This window comes from Paraburkholderia sp. GW821-FHT02A12, assembly GCF_059422005.1.
This window is the reverse complement of record NZ_JBWKWA010000001.1, coordinates 3536210-3562991: the sequence shown is the minus strand read 5'-3', so window position 1 is coordinate 3562991 and position 26782 is coordinate 3536210. Positions and strand designations below refer to the sequence as shown.

Below are 26782 nucleotides of genomic sequence, written 5' to 3'. Positions count from 1 at the left end.
GCAAGAACAGCTTATGAAGCCCATCAATCTTCCGCAATTCAGGGATGTTTCGTCCCGCTGGATTGCGTATACGGCGTCGGCGATTGTGATTGCGGCGGTTATTTTCTCCTTCGTGCACGAGGTCGAGCTCAAGCAGGACGTGCGCGCTGAAATCGTCTCGCCCTCCGACGTCAAGGTTCAGGGATTGAGCGGGCTCGTTGCCGACGTGTATGTGCATAACGCCGATCGCGTGGCGCCCGGCACGCCGCTCTTTCGTCTTGAGCGCGACCTCACACTGACGAGCGACGGCCAACCGCGCCCGCGGTTCGACGAGCACATGCGCGATGAACAGATTCATTCCGTCGAAGCGCAATACGGCCAACGCAGGGCTGCGCTGACCGTGCAACTCGACAATGCCCGGCTAACCGAGCAAAGCCGTCGCGCGGAGCTGGGTGCGATAGACGAGCAGATCGCGCAGAACCGCCACCTCGTGGACGAGTCCGGCCGCAAGCTTGCGCGACTCGAATCTGTCTCGGACTACGTCACTGCAGACCGGATCGAGCAGGCGCGGGCGGATACGCATCAGGCCAGGGTGGTGGTTGCGCAGAGCGCCGGGCGGCGCCAACAGTTGCTCGCGGAACGGGCCACCGCGAAAACCATGCAAATAGAACTCGGAGCGCAGTTGAACGAACTGGACGCGCGGCAGGCGCGCGACGTACAGGACATCCGCATCCGCTTCGAGGAGAACCGTCAGAACACCACCATTTCCGCGCCGAAGGCGGGCGTCGTCACGTACTCCGACCTGGTGCCGGGCCGCACGCTGACGCCGGCCGATGTTGCGCTCGTGATCACCACAAGCAAAGGCGGTGGGCTGCGCGCCGCGCTGCGTATCCCGTCACGACGACGCGGCTTCGTGCATGAAGGACAGATCGTACGCCTCAAGCTCGACGCGTTTCCTTACGCGCGCTTCGGCAGCTACGAAGCCCGCATCGATTCGATTTCACGCACCACGGTGCGCTCGACTATGTCAGCGGTAGGCGCATCCGAACCGCGTGCTCCGGACGGCGACTATATGGCGTGGGCCACCCTTAACGGCAACCAGTTCGAATTCGGGCGGCAACGTTTCGACATTCTGCCTGGCATGACTGGGACCGCGAGCATCGTCATCGAGCGCCGCACGATCGCCGAGTGGGTGCTGGCGCCGTTTTTCCGCATTCTGCGAGGCTAAGGTGCGCGTAATTTATCAAAACGAAGTGGCCGAGTGCGGTTATGCATGTCTCGCGATGGTGTTGTCGCATTTTGGCCGTGCAACCGAAGTTCGCGAGCTGCAAGCGTATCGGCCGATCTCCGCCAATGGTCTGACCTTAATGGATCTGTACGACGTTGCGGTCGACTTCGGTCTGGCTGTGCAGGCCTATCAGTTCGACGCATCCGACCTGAAGGAGATCAAGAAGGGGGCGATCCTGCACTTTGGCGGCGCCCATTTCGTCGTCTTCGAACGGCGGGGGCGCGGTTATGTGCAAGTGATCGACCCGGCGAGCGGCCGCCGCCGCGTGTCAATGGATACCTTCCTCAGCAACATCTCCGGTTACATGCTCGAATGCGCACCGACACCGGCGATGCCCAGGCTGCGCGAACGGTCCCGCGTGCCGGCGGCGCTTGCGCGTGTGCGAGCGTTGAACCCGCAATTGCGGGCGCGGATCGCGAAGGTGATGTTCGTCGCGCTGGGCAGCCAGAGCGCGATTTTCGCCATGCCGTATCTGGGCAATCTCGTGCTCGACAACGTCGTGGCCGCGGATAACCTGAATCTGCTGAACGTGCTCGTCGTGACCTTCGGCGCGATTTTTTTCATTGGTGCGTTCAGCCAGTACGTTCAGAGTTACCTGGTCGAATTGGCGCACGGACTCGTACAGATGAATGCAACCGAAGGTATGGTGTCTCACCTGTTGCGCAACCCCCTTCCTTACTTCGAAAAGCGGCACGTTGGAGACCTGTTTGCGCGCATCAAGGCACAGGATGAGATCAGCACATTCTGCACGCGCACGCTCATCTCGCTGGGCATCGATATCGCTGTCGGCATCCTGGCCCTTGCATTGATGCTCATACAGAGCCGGCTGCTGACGGGGATCGCGCTCGGGCTCTTTACGCTGTACGCATTGATTTCGCTTCTGCTTTTTTCCCGGATGCGTGACACGCATGCGCTCGTGCTCGAAGAATCGGCGCGCTGCGATGACACGCTCTTTGAGACGATACGAGCTGCTTCGCTCATCAAGCTGTCGCAAGGCGAGGTGCGGCGCACGGCCATGTTCATGGCGAAATACCGCGCTTATATCGCGGCGCTGGTGCACAGCGGCCGGCTGTCCAGCGCACGCGATGCCGTCCTCAAGCTCGTCAACTATGTGGAAATGCTGGCCATTACGTGGTTTGCCGCACGGCTCATGCTGGGCGGCGCGATCTCGGTAGGCGTGTTTTATTCCTTCCTGATTTACAAGTCGTTGTTGTCGGAGCGTTTTACGCGCTCGATCAACGCGGCGTTCGAGTACTTCATGCTCAGTGTGCCGGTCACGCGCGTCGGCGACATCGTCGACTGCGAACCGGAACGCTATACGCCCGCGAGCGATAGCCACAAAACGGTGGAGGTTCAGACGTTCCACCAGATCGACGTGCGCGATGTCACGTTCCGCTATGGCGTATCGGATCAGCCGGTGCTAACGCGCGCGAACATCACGATTCGCAAGGGCGACAAGATCGTGATTACCGGGCCGTCGGGCAGCGGCAAATCCACGCTGTTCAAGCTGCTGGCGGCCGCTGAGCCGCTTCAGGCGGGGGAGATCACGCTGAACGGCATTGCGTGGTCGAACCTCACAGTCGACGAGATTCGTCGGCACGCGGTGCACATGCGTCAGGGCGATCTCATTCTGCATGGCTCGATTGCAGAAAATGTCTCGCTGTTCGCCGGCAACGCCGACGAAGCACGCATCCACGCGCTGCTCGATGAAGTCGGGTTGCTCGCCGACGTGATGCGCTTGCCGATGCGCACGCGTACTGTCGTCAGCGACACGATTGCGAATATTTCAGCAGGTCAGCGGCAGCGTCTGTTGTTGGCGCGCGCGTTGTACCAGCAGCGGGAACTGCTGTTGCTGGACGAACCGACCTCCAACCTGGATCCGGCATCCGTGCAGCGGATTGTCGCGCTGTTGCAGCGGCTCGACCGGACTGTGGTCGTTATCACGCACGACATGTCGCTGGCGTCGGCGTTCGACACTTGCTACCGACTTGTGGATGGCGAACTGCTGCGCGAAGTGCGGCACCGTGGGGCGCATTCCGGCGTGGTGAACCATGAATAAGCAGGCGTTGTTGGCGGCGTGTGTTGCTGCCATGGCAGGTTTGTGGGGGCACTCGAATGACGCTTGCGCAGTCGATTTGCTGTCAGTCGTCGAACAAGCTGTCGACCATGACGCGGACCTTGCCGCGTTGCGCGCCGCGTCGAGAGCCGCGCAGCAGGCTGTGCCGAAGGCGCGGGCGGGACTGCTGCCGCAAGTGCAGGGCGGCTGGGGGCGAGCCTATAACAGCACGGCAATCGAAGCATTGCCGCGCACCAGCTACTGGCAGAACGGCTGGATCGTCAGCCTGACGCAGCCAATCGTCGACTGGAGCCGTTGGACTGCCTACCGGCAGGCCGGCTTTGTCGAGGCGCGCGGCGTAGTCGACGTTGCGCGTGCCCAGCAAGCGTCGATTTTGCGTGCCGCGCGCGCCTACTTTGACGAACTGGCGGCGGAGGATGAGTTCGCCAGAGCGAATGACTATAACGCGGCGCTCGACGCGCATATGGACCAGCTTCGGCGCAGGCAGTCTGCCGGAGAGGCGACGGTGATCGACGTGCAGGAAGCGCAGTCCGGGAGGGAGCAGGCCCAACTGCAGCTGATGGACGCGCGTAACGACTTGCAGTTGAAGCGTCTCGCCCTCGAGCAACTCACAGGGCAGCCGTTTTCCGCGCTATCGCGTCTGTCGAACACAGCGACCTTGCCGCGTCTGGACCCGGACGACAGGGAAGCGTGGGCTGACCAGGCGGAAGCACACGACTACGTTGTGCAACTTAAGCAGATCGATCGCAAGATCGCCGAGTTCGATGTCGAGAAGGCGCGAGCCGGCCATTATCCGACGGTCAATGTGACCGCGAGTCATGCGCCGGCCGGGGCTGCGGGCGGCTTTACCCGCCCGACCACAACCACGACGGCGATGCTCTCGATCACCATTCCGATTTTCGAAGGCGGCGAGACGGAAGCAAAGCTCGACGAGTCGATGGCGCTCAAGGACAAGGCGCAAAACGACCTGGTGTCGGCCACCCGTCAGGCGGGGGGAGCGGCGCGCGAGAACTGGGCGCGGTTTCGCTCGGGGGCGGCGCGGGCCGAGTCACTGGCGTGGCTGTTGCAGACATCTCGCGCGGCTATCGCGGCAACGCAAGTGGGTTACAAGGTGGGTAGCCGTGCGAGTTATGACGTGCTGCGAGCCGTGGACGTATTCTATGCAACCCGCCGCGATCTGATCCGCGCCCGCTACGACACCCTGCTGGCACTGCTGCAACTGAAGGCGGCGGCCGCATCGCTAACGATCGACGAGGTGGCGCAGGTGAACTCGCTGTTTATGCCTGGGGATATACCGTCAGCACCGCGAGGCGTGGCTCACTGACCGCGTGACAAAAAGGATGCCTGGCGAAGCGTTAGCTTGGTGGAGCCCGTTCTCAGGGAACAACTCCGTGCAGGGATGGGTCTGCTGCCCCAGCGGTCGATTGGAAAAGGTGCGCAACGCGGGAAATAAAAAACCCCGCAGACCTAACATCTACGGGGTTCCTGGGACATCCTGAGTTGGCTCAGGATCATGTGTTGGTGGAGGCGGCGGGAATCGAACCCGCGTCCAGAAGCACTCTACGACCAGTTCTACATGTTTAGTTCTGTCATTTGATTTAACCGTAGTGACGCGGACGAACACGCTGCACTACGGCGATTCACTAGATTTTCGACCCGGATGTCGTGACGCCACCAAGGCTTAACTGACGTATATGACCTCTGGCGGTATTGCTACCGGTCTTGCGACACTAGCCCGTCAGTGAACTAGGCAGAGGACGGCGGCCCTTAGGCTGCCAGTGCGAACGTATCGTCGTTTGCAGTTACGTTTTTCCCATTGATTAACGAGGTGACGGGTCCTCGACATGCCCTAGCCGCTTCGCAACCCCTGTCGAAACCAGGTCGCCCCCGCGGTTCGTTGCCCAAACTTCTGGGCCAAAATAGATTTTACAATAGTTTGACGGCTGCGTCTTTGCTGATTACCTGACCGAATGCGCGTTGCGTTGCAGCGGCGACGCGCCAGGCGAGGCTCAGCCGATTTCGCGCAGCAGCTTCTGCAATTCAGCCGGCGATTTCACAACGTGCTGCGCGTGCCATTGCGTCGGCGGGATATCGTTGCCACAGTAGCCGTACGCGGCCGCCACCGTCTTCATGCCGGCCGCGAAACCCGCTTGCACATCGCGCAGGTCGTCGCCGACGTAGACAATACGTTCCGGCGCCAGATCCAGTTCGCGGGCGGCGTATAGCAATGGCGCCGGATGCGGCTTCGAATGCGGTGTCGTATCGCCGCTGACCACGCAGCCCGCGCGCGCATCGAGGTCGAGTTGCGCCACCAGCGGGTCGGTCAGCCGCGCCACCTTGTTGGTCACGATGCCCCAGCGCACACCGCGTGCGTCGAGTTCGTCGAGCAATTCGGGGATGCCGGGAAACAGGGTGGTCTCGATGCATAAGTCCGCTTCGTAATTGGCGAGGAACTCCTCGCGCATCGACGTGAACTCATGGTTGTCAGGGCCGATGCCGAAGGCGCCGCCGATCAGTCCGCGCGCACCCGCGGACGCGAGCGGGCGCAGGTCTTCGAGCGGCACCATGTCGAGGCCGCGGTCGTGGCGCATTTTGTTGACGGCGGCGGCGAGATCGGGCGCGGTGTCGGCCAGGGTGCCGTCAAGGTCGAACAGCACAGCCTCACAAAGACTGAGCGCGGTGTCGTCGTCTACGCGTTGGGGCAGGGGCGTGGGATCGCTCATTGATTGGACAGAGGTCGGGGCGGATCAGGCGTCGCGACGGCAGGCGAGCATGTAGTTCACGCTCGTATCGTCGGACAGCGCGAAATGCTTGCTGAGCGGGTTGTACACGATACCTTTGATGTCGGCCGTGCGCAGGTCCGCGACGCGCACGAAGCTCGCCAATTCCGACGGACGGATGAAGCGCGCGTAGTCGTGGGTGCCTTTAGGCAGCATCCGCGCGATGTATTCGGCGCCGATCACGGCGAACAGGTACGACTTCACGTTGCGGTTCAGCGTAGAGAAAAACACCCAGCCACCGGGTTTCACCAACGTCTTGCAGGCAGCGACGATGGCGGCCGGTTCAGGCACGTGCTCGAGCATTTCCATGCAGGTTACGACGTCGTACGTGCCGGGTTCGCGGGCGGCGAGTGCTTCCGCCGCGATTTCTTCGTAATTAACAGTTACACCGCTTTCAAGGCTGTGAAGATCCGCCACGCCGAGCGCCTGGCTCGACAGGTCGATTCCCTTCACATGCGCGCCCAGTCCCGCCATTGATTCCGACAGAATGCCGCCGCCGCAGCCGATATCCAGAACACGTTTGCCGGCCAGATGCGCGTGCGCATCGATCCAGGCAAGGCGGATCGGATTGAGTTCATGCAGCGGCTTGAATTCGGCGTTGGGGTCCCACCAGCGATGCGCGAGATCGCTAAATTTCTGCAGTTCGTGGGGATCGGCGTTGGTCATGGGGAAGCTGCCTCGATGAGAGCGGTGAGTGGGCGCTCGAGGATAAACCGTGAGTATATAGGCCGGCGGACGGGGCCGCAAAATGCCGCGCTGCGCAGCCGGTTAGCGCGTCTGATTCCATTGCGCTGCGCTTTTCGCCGAGTGAAGCAAGCTCGGCTCGTGCAGCGCAAAGAACAGCGGCATAAAAAAAGCCCCGCCGAAGCGGGGCTTTGATACTTCGGTAATTTGTAGCTTACTGCTTCGAAGTACCGACAACTTCGACTTCCACGCGACGATCCGGTGCGAGGCAGGCGACGAGTTGCTTGTGGTTCTTCTGGTTGCAGCCGGTCGTGACCGGGTTGCGCTTGCCCTTGCCTTCCGTGTAGATACGGTTGGCTTCGATGCCCTTGCTCACCAGGTACGACTTCACAGCTTGAGCACGGCGCAGCGACAGACGGTCGTTGTACTTGTCCGAACCGATGCGGTCCGTGTAACCCGTTGCAACGATAACTTCCAGGTTCAGGCCTTGGACCTTCGACGCGAGATCGTTCAGCTTTTCCTTGCCAGCCGGCTTCAGGATAGCCTTGTCGAAGTCGAACAGGGCGTCAGCTTGATACGTGATCTTTTGGCTCGTGATAGCAGCCGGTGCAGGTGCGACCGGAGCCGGCGGCGTCGGAGCCTGGGCAACCAGGGCGCCATCGCACTTAGCGTTGGCCGTTGCCGGCGTCCAGAATGCATCGCGCCAGCAAAGCTCGTTCGTGCCGTTCATCCACACGTATTCGCCGGTACCATTCACCCAGTTGTCGTTCGTAGCTTGTCGCGACGCCGGCACCGATTGCGCCATGGCGGATGCAGCCATAACTGCGGTAGCTGCAATGAACGCGAGCTTTGAAAGTTTATTCATATTTCTCCTCTCGAAATTGAGATTACCGCAGGTTTACTGCGAGCCTGTTGACGAAGACAAGTCATACATTGCTCGAAGTATAACATTGGTGCGGAACAAAAAACGTGCTGTGTAGACTTCGAGCAGTGTCTAACTCTTTGTGCGTTGGCATTTTGCCATATCGTTCCCTTCCAACGATAAAAAAATCTGCCCCCGATCAAATCGCCTTCCAATTGTGGTGCATGCGCAACAGAAGCAATCCCCGGAAGGCACCGCCAGTCATGGCTGAGCGGCGGATTGCCCTATGCACAAATCGAGCCTGCCCGGTTCGATAGCGGGGCGCGCAGGTGCCTTTCGTGCGCGCCTGCTAATAGGTATACGTACCCTCGTCGGGGGCGGATGTGCGGCATGTTAGAATCGCGTGATGCGTTGCGCCCGCAATGGCCTGCAATGCTTACGCGAAGGCGCGGTTTCCCGTCGCCTTGGCACGTAAAAGATACGGATAATGGATCAATTCGCCAAAGAGACTCTGCCAATCTCCCTAGAGGAGGAAATGCGCCGTTCGTATCTCGATTACGCGATGAGCGTGATTGTGGGGCGTGCGCTTCCTGATGTTCGCGATGGCCTGAAGCCGGTGCACCGGCGCGTGCTGTACGCGATGCACGAACTGAACAACGACTGGAACCGGGCTTACAAGAAGTCGGCGCGTATTGTCGGCGACGTCATCGGTAAATATCACCCGCACGGCGACACGGCTGTCTATGACACGATTGTCCGGATGGCGCAGTATTTCTCGCTGCGCTACATGCTGGTGGACGGTCAGGGCAACTTTGGCTCGGTCGACGGCGACAACGCCGCGGCCATGCGGTACACCGAAATCCGCATGGCGAAGATCGGCCACGAACTGCTGGCCGATATTGACAAGGAAACGGTCGACTTCACGCCGAACTACGACGGCAGCGAAAACGAGCCGGCCATTCTGCCGGCGCGCATTCCCAATCTGCTGATCAATGGCTCGTCCGGTATTGCGGTCGGCATGGCGACCAATATCCCACCGCACAATCTCAATGAGGTTGTCGACGCGTGTCAGCATCTGCTGAAAAACCCGGAAGCAACGATCGACGAATTGATCGAGATCGTCCCGGCGCCCGACTTCCCGACCGCCGGCATCATCTATGGCGTGGCCGGCGTGCGCGACGGCTATCGCACGGGCCGTGGCCGCGTGGTGATGCGCGCGCTCACGCACTTCGAGGAAATCGACCGCGGCCAGCGCATGGCGATCATCGTCGACGAACTGCCGTATCAGGTAAACAAACGCTCGCTTCTGGAGCGTATCGCCGAGCTGGTCAACGAGAAGAAGCTCGAAGGCATCTCCGATATCCGCGACGAATCCGACAAGAGCGGCATGCGCGTCGTGATCGAGCTGAAGCGCGGCGAAGTGCCCGAGGTCATCCTCAACAATCTATATAAGGCAACCCAGCTTCAGGACACGTTCGGTATGAACATGGTCGCGCTCGTCGACGGCCAGCCGAAACTGCTGAACCTGAAGGAGATGCTGACCTGCTTCCTGTCGCATCGCCGGGAAGTGCTGACGCGGCGCACCGTATACGAACTGCGCAAGGCGCGTGAACGCGGCCATGTGCTCGAAGGTCTGGCGGTCGCGCTCGCGAACATCGACGAGTTCATCGCTATCATCAAGGCCGCGCCGACTCCGCCGATCGCCAAGCAGGAATTGATGGCGCGTCCGTGGGATTCGTCGCTGGTGCGAGAAATGTTGTCGCGTGCCGAGACGGAAAACGCGTCGGCCGGCGGTCGTGAGGCGTATCGCCCTGACGGATTGAATCCGGCGTTCGGCATGCAATCCGATGGCCTCTACCGCTTGTCCGACACCCAGGCTCAGGAAATCCTGCAGATGCGTCTGCAGCGCCTGACCGGTCTGGAGCAGGACAAGATCATCGGCGAGTACCGCGAAGTGATGGCGCAGATCGCCGACCTGCTGGACATCCTGGCTCGCCCGGAGCGCATTACGGCGATCATCGTCGACGAACTCACGTCGATCAAGGCCGAATTCGGCGACGCGCGCCGCTCGAAGATCGAGTTGAACGCGACCGAACTGAACACTGAAGACCTGATCACGCCGCAAGAAATGGTCGTGACCATGTCGCATGCCGGTTACGTGAAATCGCAGCCGTTATCCGAATATCGCGCGCAAAAGCGCGGCGGTCGCGGCAAACAGGCGACTTCCATGAAGGAAGACGACTGGATCGACACGCTCTTCATCGCGAACACGCACGATCACATTCTGTGCTTCTCAAACCGCGGCCGCGTGTATTGGGTCAAGGTTTATGAAGTGCCGCAAGGTTCGCGGAACTCTCGCGGCCGGCCGATCGTCAATATGTTCCCGTTGCAGGAAGGCGAGAAGATCACGGTCGTGCTGCCGGTCAAGGAATTCTCGGCCGACAAGTTCGTCTTCATGGCAACCGCGTTAGGAACCGTAAAGAAGACGCCGCTGGAAGCCTTCAGCCGGCCGCTGCGCAAGGGTATTATTGCGGTCGGTCTGGATGACGGCGACTACCTGATCGGCGCTGCCATCACCGACGGCGAGCACGACGTGATGCTGTTCTCGGATTCGGGCAAGGCGGTGCGTTTCGACGAGAACGACGTGCGTCCGATGGGCCGTGAGGCGCGTGGTGTGCGCGGCATGCAGCTCGAAGACGGTCAGAACGTGATCGCGCTGCTGGTGGCCGGCGACGAGCAGCAGTCGGTGCTCACCGCAACCGAAAACGGCTTCGGCAAGCGCACCCCGATCATCGAGTACACCCGTCACGGGCGTGGTACGAAGGGGATGATCGCGATCCAGACATCGGAGCGTAACGGCAAAGTGGTTGCCGCCACGCTGGTGGATCCGGAAGCGCAGATCATGCTGATTACCAATACGGGCGTGCTGATTCGCACGCGCGTGTCGGAAATTCGAGAAATGGGGCGTGCAACCCAAGGTGTTACACTCATCAGCCTTGACGAAGGGACCAAGCTTTCAGGTCTGCAACAGGTTGCTGAGGCGGAAGCGGATGTGGATGCGGAAGGTGACGCCGAAGGTCCCGCTGAAGGCGACAGCAGTGGTGAAGGCGGTGGTGCGGCCTGATCCGCGTCGGCGGTTCTCAGTCTCAGTTATTGGGAGAAAGCTGTGTAGGGGAGAATGGTGTATCGGGCCGATACACACCTCGCGCAGCTGGCATTTCAAGTTAATTTCTCTTAGGGAGTAATGATGCAAAAACGATTCAAACAACTGATGTTGCTGGCTGCTATCGTGCCGACCTTTGCTATGGCTCAAGCGCTTCAAAGCCAGGCTCCGGCGGCTCCGGCTGCTGCCGCAGCACCGGTTGATCCGGCCAAGCAGGCTGCTATCAAGGACCTGCTGGACGCAATCGACGCACAGAAGCTCGTCGGCGCCATCGGCAACAGCGCGCAAATGCAAGCCAAGCAACTGGTTCCGGCCATCCTGTCGGACGCCCTGAGCGAAAACAAGACGCTGACGGACAAGCAGAAACAGGCTTCCGTCCCGGCGCTGCAAAAGAATGCAGTGCCGAAGCTGGTTGACGGTGCGGGTCAGGTGTTCGCAACGGACGGTTTCCGTCAAGACGCCATGCAAGCTCAGTACGACGCTTACGCGAAGTACTACAGCACGTCGGAAATCAAGGATCTGACCACGTTCTACAAGAGCCCGACTGGCCGCAAGTTCATCCAGGTCCAGGACCAGGTTGGCCGCGATGTCGTGAACGGCTTGATGCAGAAGTACATGCCGCAATCGATCAAGGCAACGCGCGACCAGGCCGACAAGGAAGTCGCATCGGTCAAGCCGGGTAAGTAAGCTTAGGTCGAAAGGCTGCGCTGACGTCGCGCCAGCCGCCGGTCGGTACGCTTTACGGCGTCCGGGTTTGGCGGGTTGGCGGCGACAATGCGATAATGGCCGTTTGCGCACACGCGCAGACGGCCATTTTCTTTTTGGGCGCGAAATCGCCGTCAAACTTGCGTCGTCAAATTCGCGTTGCCAGCTTTGCGACGTTGGGCTTCGCGGTTGGCAACTTCGCAGATTTATACGCGATTTACGTTTTTCGCGCCTGCTTTCGGGGACCCCACGATGCGCGTCTTTAATTTCTCCGCCGGCCCTGCGGCCATGCCAGAAGAAGTGCTGCGCCAGGCGGCCGACGAGATGCTCGATTGGCAAGGCAGCGGCATGAGCGTGATGGAAATGAGCCATCGCGGTAAAGAGTTCATGTCGATCCACGAGGAAGCGCTCGTCGATTTGCGCGAGTTGCTCGCGGTGCCGGCCAGCCACCGCATCCTGTTCCTGCAAGGCGGCGGTCTGGGCGAAAACGCGATCGTCCCGATGAATCTGCTCGGCGCGAAACCGCGCGCGGACTTCGTCGTGACGGGTTCGTGGTCGCAGAAATCGTTCAAGGAAGCGCAAAAGTACGGCACCGTGCATCTGGCGGCGAGCGGCCAGACGGCGGACGGCTTCACGCGCGCGCCGGCACGCTCCGAATGGCAACTGTCGGACGATCCGGCTTACGTGCATCTGTGCACCAACGAGACGATCCACGGCGTCGAGACTTTCGAAATCCCCGATATGGGCGATATTCCGCTGGTCGCGGACGTGTCGTCGCACATCCTGTCGCGCCCGATGGACATCGCCAAATACGGCGTGCTGTACGGCGGCGCGCAGAAGAACATCGGCATGGCGGGCGTGACGGTCGTGATCGTGCGCGAAGATATGCTGGATCGCGCGCAAGCGATCTGCCCGTCAGCGTTCGAGTGGAAAACCGTCGCCGAGAACAATTCGATGTACAACACGCCGCCCACCTACGCGATCTACATCGCCGGGCTGGTGTTCAAGTGGTTGAAGAGGCGGGGCGGCCTTGCCGCGATGGAAGCGCGCAACCTCGAAAAGTCGAAGCTGTTGTACGACGCGATCGACTCGAGCAGCTTCTATCTGAACAAGGTCGAACGTGGTTCACGCTCGCGGATGAACGTACCGTTTTTCCTCGCCGACGAATCGCGCAATGAAGATTTCCTGGCCGGCGCGAAAGCGCGGGGAATGGTGCAGCTAAAGGGCCACAAGTCCGTCGGCGGCATGCGGGCATCGCTTTATAACGCTGTCCCGCTCGAAGGCGTCAAAGCGCTTGTCGAATACATGAAGGAATTCGAACAGCGCAGCGCCTGACTGTGTCAGGCATTCAGGCGCGCGCATCCTTTCCCGCAAGTTACCCGGCAGGGCCGTTTTCACGCATGGACGACGAACTCAATACCCGACTCAAACCGCTCCGCGACCGCATCGACGCGCTCGATGCGCAGTTGATCGCGCTGCTCAATCAAAGGGCGGCGGTCGCGCTCGAAGTGGGCGAGGTCAAGAAGCATTTCAACGCGCCGGTGTTCCGCCCCGAGCGCGAACAGCAGGTGATCGCGCGCTTGCAGGACATGAGCGAAGGGCCGCTCGCGAGCGAACATATCAGCGCGATCTGGCGCGAGATCATGGCCGCGAGCCGCGCACTGGAAAAGACTATCAAGGCTGCGTATCTCGGCCCGGTCGGCACCTATACCGAACAGGCGATGCACGAGTACTTCGGTCAGTCGATCGAAGGCCTGCCATGCCCGTCGATCGACGAAGTATTTCGCTCGGTCGAGGCGGGCGCCGCTGAATTTGGCGTCGTGCCGGTCGAGAATTCGACCGAAGGCGCGGTGTCGCGCACGCTCGATCTGCTGCTGCAAACGCAGCTCACGATCGGCGGCGAACTGGCTTTGCCGATTCACCACAACCTGTTGACGCTGAACGGCGGCCTCACCGGCGTGACGCGCGTGTGTGCGCATGCGCAGGCGCTCGCCCAATGCCAGCGCTGGCTTTCCATGAACGCGCCGCATCTGGAGCGCCAGGCGGTGTCGAGCAACGCGGAGGCGGCACGGATGGCGGCGGACGATCCGACGGTCGCCGCGATCGCCGGCGATCGCGCCGCGACGCACTACGGTTTGCAGGTCGCCTACGCGCTGATCCAGGACGATCCGCACAACCGCACCCGCTTCGTGATGATCGGCAAGGAGCGCACCGGCGCAAGCGGACACGACCAGACGTCGCTGATCGTTTCAGTGGCGAACGAACCCGGCGCGGTATTCAAGCTGCTCGAGCCGCTTGCGCGCCACAGCGTATCGATGACCCGTTTCGAATCGCGTCCGGCGCGCGTCGGCACGTGGGAGTACTACTTCTACATCGACGTCGAAGGTCATCGCGACGATCCGGCGGTTGCCGCCGCGCTCGCCGAACTCGGCCAGAAGGCCGCGTTCCTGAAGATACTCGGCTCGTATCCGCGCGCCCGCTAATGCCTTGCCGATGGCATTCGAGTGCGTCGGCTGCACATTCATTGACTAATAGTCGTTCGGAGATTTCATGACAACGTCCTTCGGCCCTTCCTATGTGCGCGCGATTGCGCCCTATATCGCCGGCAAACCGATTTCGGAAGTGGCCCGCGAGTTCGGCCTTGACGAAGCGACCATCGTGAAGCTGGCGTCGAATGAAAATCCGCTCGGCATGCCGCAGTCGGCGCAGCGCGCCATGGCGCAAGCCGCCAGCGAACTCGGCCGCTATCCGGACGCGAATGCGTTCGAGCTGAAGGCCGCGTTGAGCGAGCGCTACGGCGTGCCGTCCGAGTGGGTCACGCTCGGCAACGGCAGCAACGACATCCTCGAAATCGCGGCGCACGCGTTTGTAGAGAAGGACCAGTCGATCGTCTACTCGCAGTATTCGTTCGCTGTGTACGCACTGGCCACGCAAGGCGTCGGGGCGCGCGCGATCGTTGTGCCGGCCGTCAGGTACGGTCACGATCTCGACGCAATGCTCGCTGCGATCACCGGCGACACGCGCCTCGTTTTCGTCGCGAACCCGAACAACCCGACCGGCACGTTCATCGAAGGCGCGAAGCTCGAAGCGTTTCTGGACAAAGTGCCGCGTAACGTGGTCGTCGTGCTTGACGAGGCGTACACCGAATATCTGCCGGAAGAAAAGCGCTACGACTCGATCGCGTGGGTGCGCCGTTGTCCGAATCTGCTGGTGTCGCGCACGTTCTCGAAGGCGTTTGGTCTGGCCGGCTTGCGCGTTGGTTTCGCGATCGCGCAGCCCGAGTTGACCGATCTGCTTAACCGTCTGCGTCAGCCGTTCAACGTCAACACGCTGGCGCAAGCCGCGGCGATCGCGGCGCTAAACGACAAGGCGTTTCTGGAAAAGAGCGCGGCGTTGAACGCGCAGGGCTATCGCCGTCTGACCGAGGCGTTCGACAAGCTCGGTGTCGAGTATGTGCCGTCGGACGGCAACTTCGTGCTGTTGCGCGTCGGCAACGACGACGCAGCCGGCAGCCGCGTGAACCTCGAATTGTTGAAGCAGGGTGTGATTGTGCGTCCGGTCGGCAATTACGGTTTGCCGCAATGGCTGCGTATCACGATTGGCCTGCCGGAAGAAAACGAAGCGTTCCTCGCGGCGCTTGAAAAAACGCTCGCCACCGCGTAAGCGGTAGTTCTTGACCCGCGCGCCTCACTACCTGAAAGGCGCGCTTTTTCTGTGACCGACGTGGCCGCGTTCTCTTTTAACAAACTGGTGATATTCGGTGTCGGCCTGATCGGCGGATCGCTTGCGCGCGCATTGCGCGAGCGGGGCGAAGCCGAAGGCGTGCGCACGGTAATCGGTGTCGGACGTTCGTCCGCGTCGACGGCGCGGGCTCTGGAGCTGGGCGTGATCGACGGAACCGCGGCGCTGAATGACGCCGCCGCGTTGCGCGAAGCATTGTCCGGCGCGGACTTCGTGCTGCTTGCCGCGCCCGTCGCGCAGACTCAGCCTCTGCTCGAACGCATCGCGCCGTTTCTCGACCCTGACACGATCGTCACCGATGCCGGCAGCACCAAGTCCGACGTGGTCGCAGCCGCCCGAGCGGCGCTCGGTGCGCGCATCGGCCAGTTCGTGCCGGGGCATCCGATCGCCGGACGCGAGTCGAGCGGTGTGGATGCCGCCTTGCCCGATCTGTATGTGAACCGCAACGTTGTGCTGTGCGCGCTGCCGGAGAATCCGGCCGGAGCCGTCGCGCGTGTCGCCGCCATGTGGCGCGCTACCGGCGCCGCCGTTCACGAGATGACGCCGGAGCAGCATGACCGCGTGTTCGCGTCGGTCAGCCATCTGCCGCACGTGCTGTCGTTCGCGCTGGTCGAGCAGATTCTCAATTCGCCCGACGCCGCGCTGAAATTCGCCTTTGCTGCCGGCGGTTTCCGCGACTTCACGCGCATTGCCGCGTCGAGTCCGGAAATGTGGCGCGACGTGTGCGTCGCGAATCGCGTCGCGTTGCTCGACGAGCTCGATGCCTACACGGCGGTGCTCGCGCGCTTGCGCACGGCGATCGAGGCCGCCGACGGCGCCGCGCTCGAAGCCGTGTTCGCGCGCTCGCGGGTCGCGCGCACCGAATGGCAGGACCAGCGAGGCGCAGCGGTTGCGCCCAGCGACGCATCGAAATAACCGGAAACTGGACTCAATCATGGAATTTCTCGATCTCGGACCGTTTTCCCGCGCGTCCGGCACGGTTCGTCTGCCAGGCTCGAAGAGCATTTCGAACCGGGTGCTGCTGCTTGCAGCGCTCGCCGAAGGCGAAACAACCATCACGAACCTGCTCGATTCGGACGACACGCGCGTCATGCTCGACGCGCTCGAAAAGCTCGGTGTGCGTCTGAAGCGCGACGGCGACACCTGCGTCGTCACCGGCACGCGCGGCGCGTTTACCGCTCGCACCGCCGATCTGTTCCTCGGCAATGCGGGCACGGCGGTGCGTCCGCTCACGGCGGCGCTCGCGGTCAATGGCGGCGACTATCGCATTCACGGCGTGCCGCGCATGCACGAGCGGCCGATCGGCGATCTGGTCGACGGTTTGCGGCAGATCGGCGCGAGGATCGACTACGAAGCGAATGAAGGTTATCCGCCGCTGCGGATTCGCCCGGGGCAGATTTCCGCCGACGCGCCGATCCGCGTGCGCGGCGACGTGTCGAGCCAGTTCCTCACTTCGCTGCTGATGACACTGCCGCTGTTGCGCACCGAAAGCGGTGTCACGACCGTGCAGGTTGACGGCGAACTGATCTCGAAGCCGTACATCGAGATCACGATCAAGCTGATGGCGCGCTTCGGCATCAAGGTCGAACGCCACGGCTGGCACCAGTTCGTCGTGCCGGCGGGACAGCGCTATCAGTCGCCGGGCACGATCATGGTGGAAGGCGATGCGTCGTCGGCGTCGTACTTTCTCGCGGCGGGTGCGCTCGGCGGCGGACCGCTGCGGGTGGAGGGCGTCGGCCGGGCCAGCATTCAGGGCGATGTCGGCTTTGCCGATGCGTTGATCAGGATGGGCGCGAACCTGCAGATGGGCGACGACTGGATCGAAGTGCGCGGCGTCGGCCACGACCACGGCAAGCTCGAGCCGATCGACATGGACTTCAACCTGATTCCCGACGCGGCGATGACGATCGCCGTCGCCGCGCTGTTCGCCGACGGCACCACCACGCTGCGCAACATCGCCAGCTGGCGAGTGAAGGAAACCGACCGGATCGCGGCGATGGCGACCGAACTGCGCAAGGTCGGCGCCAAAGTGGAGGAGGGCGAGGATTACCTCGTCGTCACGCCGCCGGAAAAACTGATCCCGAACGCCTCGATCAACACCTACGACGATCACCGCATGGCGATGTGCTTCTCGCTGGTGAGCCTCGGCGGCGTGCCGATCCGGATCAACGATCCGAAGTGCGTCGGCAAGACGTTCCCTGACTATTTCGAGCGCTTCACCGCGCTCGCCCAACCATGATTCGACCCCAAATCGACTGACGTGCGACTTTTTCGATGAAACCGACCCGTCCCTTTCACCAGACGCCCGTCATTACGATCGACGGCCCAAGTGCCTCCGGCAAGGGTACGGTGGCCGCGCTGGTTGCCGCGAGCCTCGGCTTTCACTTGCTGGATAGCGGCGCGCTGTACCGGCTCGCCGCGCTCGCGAGCATGCGCTACAACATTGCGCCGGACGATGCCGAGGCGCTTGCAAAACTGATCGACGACCTGCACATCACGTTTCGCGAGGGCCTGGCGCAGCTCGACGGCGTCGATGTATCCGCCGAGATTCGCGCGGAGGAAGTCGGCAGCCGGGCTTCGGCGATCGCCGTGCACGCCCCCGTGCGCGCCGCGCTGGTGGCGCGTCAGCGGGCTTTTCGCAAGGAGCCGGGGCTGGTCGCCGACGGCCGCGACATGGGCACCGTGATCTTCCAGGATGCCGTGCTGAAGGTGTTCTTGACCGCCAGCGTGGAGGCTCGCGCCGCACGCCGGCATAAGCAATTGATCCAAAAAGGATTTTCTGCTAATATAGATGACTTGCTCCGGGATTTGCGTGAGCGCGACGAGCGTGACAGTCAGCGCGCAGCCGCACCGCTCAAGCCCGCAGCGGATGCAAAGCTGCTTGATACCTCGGCATTGTCGGTCGACCAGGCGGTCGAACAGGTGGTGCAATGGTATGAAGCTTTAGTTTCGCGTGCCTGATGAATGTACGAGTTGCGCATCAGCATCGGGCGCGGTAGAAGTTGTGTTGTCAGTAGGTGCTCCGCGATTGTCGTGGAGCGTGTATTAACCCTTTAACCCCGCGTGGCATTCGCACTCTTGGCCGATGCTGACCGTCCGGCCAGCCGGGCACCGCGAGAACCATGCAAATTTTGATTTTTATGTCCGACCTGCAAACCTCTACCCCGAATACCGAATCTTTTGCGGCTCTGTTCGAAGAGTCGCTGACCAAGCAAGACATGCGCGCCGGCGAAGTGATCTCCGCCGAAGTCGTGCGTGTTGACCACAACTTCGTGGTCGTCAACGCTGGTCTCAAGTCCGAAGCCTACATCCCGCTCGAAGAGTTCCTGAACGACGCGGGCGAGGTAGAAGTGCAGGCGGGCGACTTCGTTTCCGTCGCGATCGACGCGCTGGAAAACGGCTATGGCGACACGATCCTGTCGCGCGACAAGGCGAAGCGTCTGGCTTCGTGGCTGTCGCTGGAAAAAGCTCTCGACAACAACGAACTCGTGACCGGCACGATCACGGGCAAGGTCAAGGGCGGCATGACCGTCATGGTCAACGGCATCCGCGCATTCCTGCCGGGCTCGCTGGTTGATACGCGTCCGGTCAAGGACACGACCCCGTACGAAGGCAAGACGCTGGAATTCCGCGTCATCAAGCTCGACCGCAAGCGCAACAACGTCGTGCTGTCGCGCCGTGCCGTGATCGAAGCGACCCAGGGCGAAGAGCGCGCAAAGCTGCTCGAAACGCTGAAGGAAGGCGCGATCGTGGAAGGCGTGGTCAAGAACATCACCGACTACGGCGCGTTCGTGGACCTCGGCGGTATCGACGGCCTGCTGCACATCACGGATATCGCATGGCGTCGTGTGCGTCACCCGAGCGAAGTGCTGTCGGTTGGCCAGGAAGTCACCGCGAAGATCCTCAAGTTCGATCAAGAGAAGAACCGCGTTTCGCTGGGTATCAAGCAACTGGGCGACGATCCGTGGGAAGGCATCTCGCGCCGTTACCCGTCGGGCACGCGCCTGTTCGGTAAGGTCACCAACATCACCGACTACGGCGCATTCGTCGAAGTGGAATCGGGCATCGAAGGTCTCGTCCACGTGTCGGAAATGGACTGGACGAACAAGAACGTTGCACCGTCGAAGGTTGTTCAGCTGGGCGACGAAGTCGAAGTCATGGTTCTCGAAATCGACGAAGACCGCCGCCGTATCAGCCTCGGCATGAAGCAATGCAAGCCGAACCCGTGGGACGACTTCAGCCGCAACTTCAAGAAGGGCGACAAGCTGCAAGGCGCAATCAAGTCGATCACCGACTTCGGCGTCTTCATCGGTCTGCCGGGCGGCATCGACGGTCTGGTTCACCTGTCGGACCTGTCGTGGAGCGAAACGGGCGAAGAAGCTGTTCGCAAATACAAGAAGGGCGACGAAGTGGAAGCGATCGTTCTCGGCATCGACGTCGAGAAGGAACGTATTTCGCTGGGTATCAAGCAGCTCGAAGGCGACCCGTTCAGCAACTTCGTTGCAATGAACGACAAGGGTTCGATCGTCGACGGCGTGATCAAGTCGGTGGACGCGAAGGGTGCAGTGGTTCAGCTGTCGGCTGAAGTCGAAGGCTATCTGCGCGCTTCGGAAATCGCACAAGACCGCGTGGAAGATGCTCGCAACGTGCTGAAGGAAGGCGACAAGGTCAACGCGATGATCATCAACATCGATCGCAAGTCGCGCGGCATCAACCTGTCGATCAAGGCCAAGGACTCGGCCGAACAGCAGGAAGCCATCCGCGGCCTCGCGTCGGACAACAGCTCGGCTGCAACCGGCACGACGAACCTCGGCGCGCTGCTGAAGGCCAAGCTCGACGGCCAGAACCAGTAATTGGGAAGCGCCCCCAAACAACCTGTCGCTTCGCGTCAGGCCCCCCCCCGAGAGGGACAATCCCCCAATCCCCCAAGGGGACTTCCTTCGGGGCGGGGGACTTCCTGCGGGGCGGAAAACTTGGGGGCGGCCCGGCGTTTTCTTGAGAGGTCTGCTGCAGTATGACCAAATCGGAATTGGTCGCCCAGCTGGCTACGCGATTTCCGCAGCTTGTTTTGAAAGATGCGGATTTCGCGGTGAAGACGATGCTTGATGCGATGTCGGAGGCGCTTGCCAACGGTCATCGCATCGAAATTCGCGGCTTCGGCAGCTTCGGCCTCAACCGCCGTCCTTCCCGTGTCGGGCGTAATCCGAAGTCTGGCGAGAAGGTACTGGTACCTGAGAAGTACGTACCGCACTTCAAGCCGGGCAAGGAATTGCGCGAGCGGGTCGACCGGCGTTCGGGCGAACCGCTGAAGGCCGAAGAGCCGGATGACGACGACCTGTAAATGCACCGCTGAGCGGTTTGCAGCGTGGCATAGGTTGCATCAGCGGCCGAAGCCAGACGGCAAAAGACAAGAAAAAGCGCCCTCGGGCGCTTTTTTTTCGTCTGCATTTTCGTCCGTGCGCTGGGTGTGGTGTCGCCGGCCGCACGGCGCATCCTGAAATCGGACGGGACTGGTCAATGCATTCGCTTGCGGCAGGATAAAACTCGCGTAAGTCCGCAATCAGCCAGTTCCTGCCCAGCCGCGAGGGCTTCAATTACAATACGGGTCACTTCGGCGCGGGCAACACCGTGGCGCGACGCGTCATCAAGCCGGCGTCACTCCGCAACTGCCGTCAAGAGACCTATCCATGAAATTTATCGTCTGGCTGATCCGTGTACTGGTGTTCGTGCTGCTGCTGGTGCTCGCGCTCTCCAACACGCAACCCGCCACGCTGAATTTCCTGGCTGGCTACGCATGGCCGGCTCCGCTGATCCTGATTGGGCTCGCCTTTTTCGTGGTCGGGCTGCTGGCCGGACTGGTGTCGTCGATTCCGGCCATGGTGCGTTTGCGCTTGGAGAACGGCCGGCTCAAGCGCGAGTTGCGGGTGGCGCGCGAAACGCCGATGGTGGTCGAACAACCGCCGATGCCGCCGCTGATCTGAGCTTTGTTCCGCCGCGCGTACGGCAAGCGCGCGGCTTTCCGTTTTCGCCTTCCCGTTCTTTTGCATTAATCGCATGGATCTAGACTTCTGGTGGCTGCTTGTCATACCCGTCGCTTTCGCGTTCGGCTGGATGGCCGCGCGCTACGACCTCAAGACGCTGCTGTCCGAAAGCGCCAACCTGCCGCGTTCGTATTTCCGCGGCCTGAATTTCCTGCTCAACGAGCAGCCTGATCAAGCGATCGATGCGTTCATCGAAGTGGTCAAGCTCGACCCGGAAACGGTCGAGTTGCACTTCGCGCTGGGAAATCTGTTCCGGCGCCGCGGTGAAACGGATCGAGCGATCCGCGTGCACCAGAACCTGCTGAGCCGCGCGGATCTGCCCGTCACTGAGCGCGATCACGCGCTCTATGAACTGGGACAAGACTTCCTGAAAGCGGGCCTGCTCGATCGCGCGGAGGAAACCTTCCGCTCGCTCGAAACCGGCGACTACGCGTTGGGCGCGCAACGCGCGCTGCTGACCATCTACGAAATCGAGAAAGACTGGGTCAAGTCGATTGACACCGCGCGCCATCTGGAAACGATGGGCGCCGAATCGCTCGACAAGGAAATCGCGCAATTCCATTGCGAACTGGCGCAGGAAGCGCTGCAACAGAAAAACCCGGACGAGGCGCGCCGTCAGCTTGGCCTTGCGTTGAAGGCCAATCCGACTAACGTGCGCGCCACGATCCTGTTCGGCGACGTCGATGCGGCAGGCGGCGCGCAAGAAGCCGCCATCGACCAATGGCGGCGCGTCGAGGAGCAGAATCCGGCGTATCTGCCGCTCGTCGCCGAAAAACTGATGAAGGCCTACGAAGCGCTCGGCCGTCCGCAAGAGGGCGCCGATCTGCTGACCACGTGGGTGGACCGCTATCCGTCGAACGATCTGCTCGACGTCGCGTATCAACACGTCGCGGCGTTGCGCGGGCCCGATGCGGCCCACGCGCTCGCGCGCTCGCAGATGCAGAAGTCGCCTAATCTGGCGGGCATGACGCGTCTGCTGGAAGCGCAGCAAGCCGTCGCGGAAGAGCCGCGGCGCAGCGAACTCGAGTTGATGCGTACGCTGATCCGTCAGCGCACAAAAAATCTGCCACGGTATACGTGCCAGAATTGCGGCTTTCGGGCGCGGCTTTTCTACTGGCAGTGCCCGGGCTGCAGCGGTTGGGAGACCTATGCGCCGCGTCGCGTCGAACCGATCACGGCGTCGAATTGACGCCGCGGTGGCGGCGGCGGTATTGGCCGTGCGGTTGCCTCCGCGGTTGCCTCGCTACGCGCATGGCAACAGCGCAGGCGTGGGCGAACCTCGTAACGTGTTCATAACCGGCCTTACCACCGGGAATCATCACCGGAACCTTCTACCGGAAAACGTATGAAAATTACCATTATCGGCACAGGCTATGTCGGCCTCGTCACTGGCGCGTGTCTCGCTGAAATCGGTCACGACGTCTTCTGTCTCGACGTCGACCCGCGCAAGATCGAAATCCTCAACAACGGCGGCGTACCGATCCACGAGCCGGGTTTGCAGGAGATCATCGCCCGCACGCGCGCGGCTCGCCGCATCACGTTTTCAACGGACATCGAAGCGAGTGTCGCGCACGGCGACGTGCAGTTCATCGCCGTCGGCACGCCGCCCGACGAGGACGGCTCAGCCGATCTGCAATACGTGCTCGAGGCGGCGCGCAACATCGGCCGCACGATGAACGGCTTCAAGGTGATCGTCGATAAATCGACGGTGCCGGTCGGCACCGCGCAGCGCGTGCACGCGGTGGTCGAGGAGGAACTGGCCAGGCGTGGGCTCGCCAACAGTGAGCAGCACCGCTTCTCCGTAGTCTCCAATCCTGAGTTTCTGAAAGAAGGCGCGGCGGTCGACGACTTCATGCGCCCCGATCGCATCGTGATCGGCAGCGACGAAGACGAAGCCGGCCTGCGCGCGCGCGAACTGATGAAGCGTCTGTACGCGCCGTTCAATCGCAATCACGATCGCACGTTGTATATGGACGTGCGCTCGGCCGAATTCACGAAATACGCAGCCAATGCGATGCTCGCCACGCGCATCTCGTTCATGAACGAGATGTCGAATCTGGCGGATCGCGTCGGCGCGGATATCGAAGCGGTGCGTCGCGGTATCGGCTCGGACCCGCGCATCGGCTATCACTTTCTGTATGCCGGTGCTGGCTATGGTGGTTCGTGCTTCCCCAAGGACGTGCAGGCGCTGATTCGCACCGCGAGCGAAATTGGTCACAATCTGCGCATTCTCGAAGCAGTCGAGGAAGTGAACTACAAGCAGAAGGACGTGCTGGTCCGCAAGATCACGGCGAAGCTCGGTGAGGATCTGAGCGGACGCACCTTCGCGGTGTGGGGCCTCGCGTTCAAGCCGAATACCGACGACATGCGCGAGGCGCCGAGCCGTCGCGTGATTGCTGAATTGCTCAAGCGTGGCGCCAAGGTTCGCGCGTACGATCCGGTCGCCGTCACCGAAGCACGCCGCGTTTTCGCGATTGACTTGCACGATGCGCCGGAGCAGCTCGCGCGCCTGCATTTCACGAGTACCCAGGACGAAACGCTCACCGGCGCCGACGCGCTCGTGATCGTCACCGAATGGAAGGAATTCAAGAGCCCGGATTTCGTGCATCTGAAATCGGTGCTGAAGTCGCCGCTGATTTTCGATGGCCGCAATCTGTACGAACCGGACGCGATGACCGAGCTCGGCATCGACTATCACTCGATTGGACGCCCTTATGCCCAACCCTCTGAACTTCCGGCCGATGTCCCGAACAATGCCTGAGGGCGCTCTGTCCACGCCGGCGCCGGCGCTCACCGTGGTGCCGCGCGAACAGCTTGGCGCAGCGCGCGTGCTGGTAGTTGGCGACGTGATGCTCGATCGCTACTGGTTCGGCGACGTGAACCGCATTTCGCCTGAAGCGCCGGTGCCGGTCGTGCATGTGCAGCGTCAGGAAGACCGGCTCGGCGGTGCGGCGAACGTGGCGCGCAACGCGGTGGCGCTCGGTGCGCAAGCGGGTTTGCTGTGCGTGGTCGGCCACGACGAACCCGGCGAGCGCATCGTGCAGCTGCTGGGCGATAGCGGCGTGACGCCGCATCTCGAACGCGATCCCGCGTTGCTCACGACGATCAAGCTGCGCGTGCTGTCGCGTCAGCAGCAGTTGCTGCGCGTCGATTTCGAAAACACGCCGGCGCACGAAGTGCTGCTCGCGGGCCTCGCCCGTTTCGACGACCTGCTGCCGTCGCACGACGTGATCCTGATGTCCGATTACGCGAAGGGTGGTCTCACGCACGTCACGCAGATGATTGCGAAGGCGCATGCGGCGGGCAAGCCGGTGCTGGTCGATCCGAAGGGCGACGACTGGGAGCGCTATCGCGGCGCGACGCTGATCACGCCGAATCGCGCCGAGTTGCGCGAAGTGGTCGGGCAGTGGAAGTCCGAGGAAGATCTGATCGCACGCGTGACCAAACTACGCGCCGATCTGGAGTTCAAGGCGCTGCTGCTGACGCGCTCGGAAGAGGGCATGACGCTCTTCTCCGACGACGGCATCCTGCACGCTTCGGCCGTGGCACGCGAAGTGTATGATGTATCGGGCGCGGGCGACACCGTGATCGCCACACTCGCCGCCATGCTCGGCGCGGGCCTCACGCTGGTCGAGGCGGTCGGACTCGCGAATCGCGCAGCCGGCATCGTGGTCGGCAAACTCGGCACCGCTACCGTCGACTACGACGAACTCTTTCATTGACGCGGCCCGCTCAGACTCCTGCTTTGCGCCGGATTGCGGCGCGCGGGCAGGGACCGCGGGGCGTCAACTGAACTTGTCGATTGGAGTTAGCGCTTTAGCGCTTACTCCGATCCCATGCAAAGCTCATTAGCGCAGGACCATCATGACCCTCATCGTCACCGGCGCGGCCGGCTTTATCGGCAGCAATCTCGTGAAGGCGCTCAACGAGCGCGGCGAGCAACGCATCATCGCTGTCGACAATCTCACGCGCGCGGACAAATTCAAGAACCTCGTCGACTGCGAAATCGATGACTACCTCGACAAGACCGAATTCGTCGAGCGCTTCAAGCGCGGCGACTTTGGCAAAGTGCGCGCGATCTTCCACGAAGGCGCCTGCTCGGACACGATGGAAACCGACGGCCGCTACATGATGGACAACAACTTCCGCTATAGCCGCGACGTGCTCGACGTGTGTCTTGCGCAGAACATCCAGTTTCTGTATGCGTCCTCTGCGGCCACTTACGGCGGCTCGAGCCGTTTCGTCGAAGAGCGCGAAGTCGAGCAGCCGCTGAACGTGTACGGCTATTCGAAGTTCCTGTTCGACCAGGTGATCCGCCGCGTGCTGCCCACCGCGAAGAGCCAGATCGCAGGCTTCCGTTACTTCAACGTGTACGGTCCGCGCGAAACGCATAAGGCGCGCATGGCGTCGGTGGCGTTTCACAACTTCAACCAGTTCCGCGCCGAAGGCAAGGTCAAGCTGTTCGGCGAATACAACGGTTATGCCGCAGGCGAACAGACGCGCGATTTCGTCTCTGTCGAAGACGTGGTGAAGGTCAATCTGTTCTTCTTCGACAATCCGCACAAGTCGGGCATCTTCAACCTGGGCAGCGGCCGCGCGCAGCCGTTCAACGACATCGCGAATACGGTGGTCAACACGCTGCGCTCGCTGAACAACGAAGCACCGTTGTCGCTCGCCGACCAGGTGCAGCGCGGGCTGATCGAATACATTCCGTTCCCCGATGCATTGCGCGGCAAGTACCAATGCTTCACACAAGCAGATCTGACGAAGCTGCGCGCGGCGGGCTACGACGCGCCGTTTTTGAGCGTGCAGGAAGGCGTCGATCGTTACGTACGTTGGCTATTCGGCCAGGTGTAAATCTTTCGGATCCCTCTTTAAACTGGAATCTCCCGGTTGGTGATGGTCGCCAACCGGTTGTACAAGGGAGATTCCATATGTTTCGAAAAATTCTGGTTACCGCGGCCATGCTCGCCGCTTTCGGCCACGCGTATGCGGCGGTCGACGTCAACACGGCTAACGAGGACGCGCTGCGCGGCATCAAGGGCATTGGTGCTGCCAAAGCGAAAGCCATTCTCGACGAGCGTGCAGCGCATGGTCCATTCAAGGATCCGGCCGATCTCGGCAAGCGCGTCAAAGGCATGGGCGGGCATACCGTCGAGCGCCTGCAGGCGGAGGGTCTCGCTGTCGGTCCGGCTGGCGCGGCTGCTGGCGCGCAGACTGCGGCGGCTGGCCAAACCAAAGGCGCGGCCGCTGCGGGCAACGCCACCAACGCGGCCGCTGCGGCCAATACGCAAAAGAGCAACGCCACTGTGGCGGTGAAGAAATAGCCTGACGCTGGCCTTGCGCGCGGGGCTGGTCACCTGCGCGCAAGACCCGCTGATGTAGTTCCCCTTCATGGTCGGAGTTGGCAAGAACACTCCTTCAGCTGTCATACAGATGACTGGCTCCCGCGGCTCCCGGCC

22 protein-coding genes and 1 other RNA gene are annotated in these 26782 nt (G+C 61.8%); 19 read left to right on the top strand and 4 right to left on the bottom strand.

All coding sequences use genetic code 11. The features are described from left to right. Positions 1-13: 13 nt before the first annotated feature. From AC07WT_RS16225 to AC07WT_RS16215, 3 genes are read left to right on the top strand one after another with little or no spacing between them, the layout of a single operon-like run. A complete protein-coding gene (locus AC07WT_RS16225; RefSeq protein ID WP_494947740.1) occupies positions 14-1207 on the top strand; it encodes an HlyD family secretion protein in 1194 nt (397 codons plus the stop codon). Position 1208: 1 nt separating this feature from the next. Further along, the gene (locus tag AC07WT_RS16220) at positions 1209-3326 is read left to right on the top strand and encodes a peptidase domain-containing ABC transporter (RefSeq protein WP_494947739.1); all 2118 of its coding nucleotides are present in this window, start codon (positions 1209-1211) and stop codon (positions 3324-3326) included. Further along, positions 3319-4668, top strand: coding sequence for a TolC family outer membrane protein (locus AC07WT_RS16215; RefSeq protein ID WP_494947738.1), 1350 nt, complete (start codon positions 3319-3321; stop codon positions 4666-4668). The genes AC07WT_RS16220 and AC07WT_RS16215 overlap by 8 nt, the downstream gene beginning before the upstream one ends. Before the next feature lie 195 nt (positions 4669-4863). Here AC07WT_RS16215 and ssrA read toward each other — a convergent pair. The 4 genes from ssrA to ompA form a co-directional block, all read right to left on the bottom strand. Next, positions 4864-5233: a transfer-messenger RNA gene (ssrA, locus tag AC07WT_RS16210) on the bottom strand. 120 nt (positions 5234-5353) lie between these two features. Further along, positions 5354-6067 (bottom strand): HAD family hydrolase, encoded by a 714-nt coding sequence (locus AC07WT_RS16205; protein ID WP_492593785.1) that lies wholly within the window; start codon positions 6065-6067, stop codon positions 5354-5356. 24 nt (positions 6068-6091) lie between these two features. After that, entirely contained in the window at positions 6092-6790 is a 699-nt protein-coding gene (gene ubiG, locus AC07WT_RS16200; protein WP_492593786.1) for a bifunctional 2-polyprenyl-6-hydroxyphenol methylase/3-demethylubiquinol 3-O-methyltransferase UbiG, read from the bottom strand. A gap of 232 nt (positions 6791-7022) precedes the next feature. Then, a complete protein-coding gene (ompA, locus tag AC07WT_RS16195) occupies positions 7023-7673 on the bottom strand; it encodes an outer membrane protein OmpA (RefSeq protein WP_492593787.1) in 651 nt (216 codons plus the stop codon). Positions 7674-8157: 484 nt separating this feature from the next. Between ompA and gyrA the strand changes: the two genes are divergently transcribed. From gyrA to AC07WT_RS16115, 16 genes are all read left to right on the top strand, one after another. Beyond that, positions 8158-10794 carry a DNA gyrase subunit A gene (gene gyrA, locus AC07WT_RS16190; protein WP_492593788.1) on the top strand — a complete coding sequence of 879 codons (2637 nt, stop codon included), beginning with the start codon at positions 8158-8160 and terminating at the stop codon, positions 10792-10794. A 123-nt stretch (positions 10795-10917) separates the two neighbouring features. Further along, complete coding sequence (locus tag AC07WT_RS16185) at positions 10918-11520, top strand: DUF2059 domain-containing protein (RefSeq protein WP_492593789.1); 603 nt, start codon at positions 10918-10920, stop codon at positions 11518-11520. Between the two features lie 270 nt (positions 11521-11790). Then, positions 11791-12873, top strand: a complete 1083-nt coding sequence (gene serC, locus AC07WT_RS16180) for a 3-phosphoserine/phosphohydroxythreonine transaminase (protein ID WP_494947737.1) — start codon at positions 11791-11793, stop codon at positions 12871-12873. 65 nt (positions 12874-12938) lie between these two features. Next, complete coding sequence (pheA, locus tag AC07WT_RS16175) at positions 12939-14021, top strand: prephenate dehydratase (protein WP_494947736.1); 1083 nt, start codon at positions 12939-12941, stop codon at positions 14019-14021. Between the two features lie 67 nt (positions 14022-14088). Next, positions 14089-15201: a histidinol-phosphate transaminase gene (hisC, locus tag AC07WT_RS16170; RefSeq protein ID WP_494947735.1), complete on the top strand. Its 1113-nt coding sequence runs from the start codon at positions 14089-14091 to the stop codon at positions 15199-15201. Positions 15202-15252: 51 nt separating this feature from the next. After that, positions 15253-16194 carry a prephenate dehydrogenase gene (locus AC07WT_RS16165; protein WP_494947734.1) on the top strand — a complete coding sequence of 314 codons (942 nt, stop codon included), beginning with the start codon at positions 15253-15255 and terminating at the stop codon, positions 16192-16194. Between the two features lie 19 nt (positions 16195-16213). Then, positions 16214-17518, top strand: coding sequence for a 3-phosphoshikimate 1-carboxyvinyltransferase (gene aroA, locus AC07WT_RS16160; RefSeq protein ID WP_494947733.1), 1305 nt, complete (start codon positions 16214-16216; stop codon positions 17516-17518). Positions 17519-17553: 35 nt separating this feature from the next. Further along, positions 17554-18240, top strand: a complete 687-nt coding sequence (gene cmk, locus AC07WT_RS16155; protein WP_494947732.1) for a (d)CMP kinase — start codon at positions 17554-17556, stop codon at positions 18238-18240. A gap of 161 nt (positions 18241-18401) precedes the next feature. Beyond that, positions 18402-20132: a 30S ribosomal protein S1 gene (gene rpsA / locus AC07WT_RS16150; protein ID WP_492593796.1), complete on the top strand. Its 1731-nt coding sequence runs from the start codon at positions 18402-18404 to the stop codon at positions 20130-20132. Between the two features lie 161 nt (positions 20133-20293). After that, on the top strand, positions 20294-20620 hold the full coding sequence (locus AC07WT_RS16145; protein WP_074300394.1) for an integration host factor subunit beta: 327 nt from the start codon (positions 20294-20296) through the stop codon (positions 20618-20620). A 346-nt stretch (positions 20621-20966) separates the two neighbouring features. Next, a complete protein-coding gene (locus AC07WT_RS16140; RefSeq protein ID WP_492596430.1) occupies positions 20967-21260 on the top strand; it encodes a LapA family protein in 294 nt (97 codons plus the stop codon). A gap of 73 nt (positions 21261-21333) precedes the next feature. Continuing rightward, positions 21334-22509, top strand: coding sequence for a lipopolysaccharide assembly protein LapB (gene lapB, locus AC07WT_RS16135; protein ID WP_494947731.1), 1176 nt, complete (start codon positions 21334-21336; stop codon positions 22507-22509). A 156-nt stretch (positions 22510-22665) separates the two neighbouring features. Further along, a complete protein-coding gene (locus AC07WT_RS16130; protein ID WP_494947730.1) occupies positions 22666-24081 on the top strand; it encodes a UDP-glucose dehydrogenase family protein in 1416 nt (471 codons plus the stop codon). Then, positions 24035-25042: a D-glycero-beta-D-manno-heptose-7-phosphate kinase gene (gene rfaE1 / locus AC07WT_RS16125; RefSeq protein WP_492596427.1), complete on the top strand. Its 1008-nt coding sequence runs from the start codon at positions 24035-24037 to the stop codon at positions 25040-25042. Before AC07WT_RS16130 ends, rfaE1 begins: the two co-directional genes overlap by 47 nt. A gap of 142 nt (positions 25043-25184) precedes the next feature. Further along, entirely contained in the window at positions 25185-26177 is a 993-nt protein-coding gene (gene rfaD, locus AC07WT_RS16120) for an ADP-glyceromanno-heptose 6-epimerase (RefSeq protein WP_494947729.1), read from the top strand. Between the two features lie 77 nt (positions 26178-26254). Further along, positions 26255-26647, top strand: a complete 393-nt coding sequence (locus tag AC07WT_RS16115; RefSeq protein ID WP_494947728.1) for a ComEA family DNA-binding protein — start codon at positions 26255-26257, stop codon at positions 26645-26647. Positions 26648-26782 lie beyond the last annotated feature (135 nt).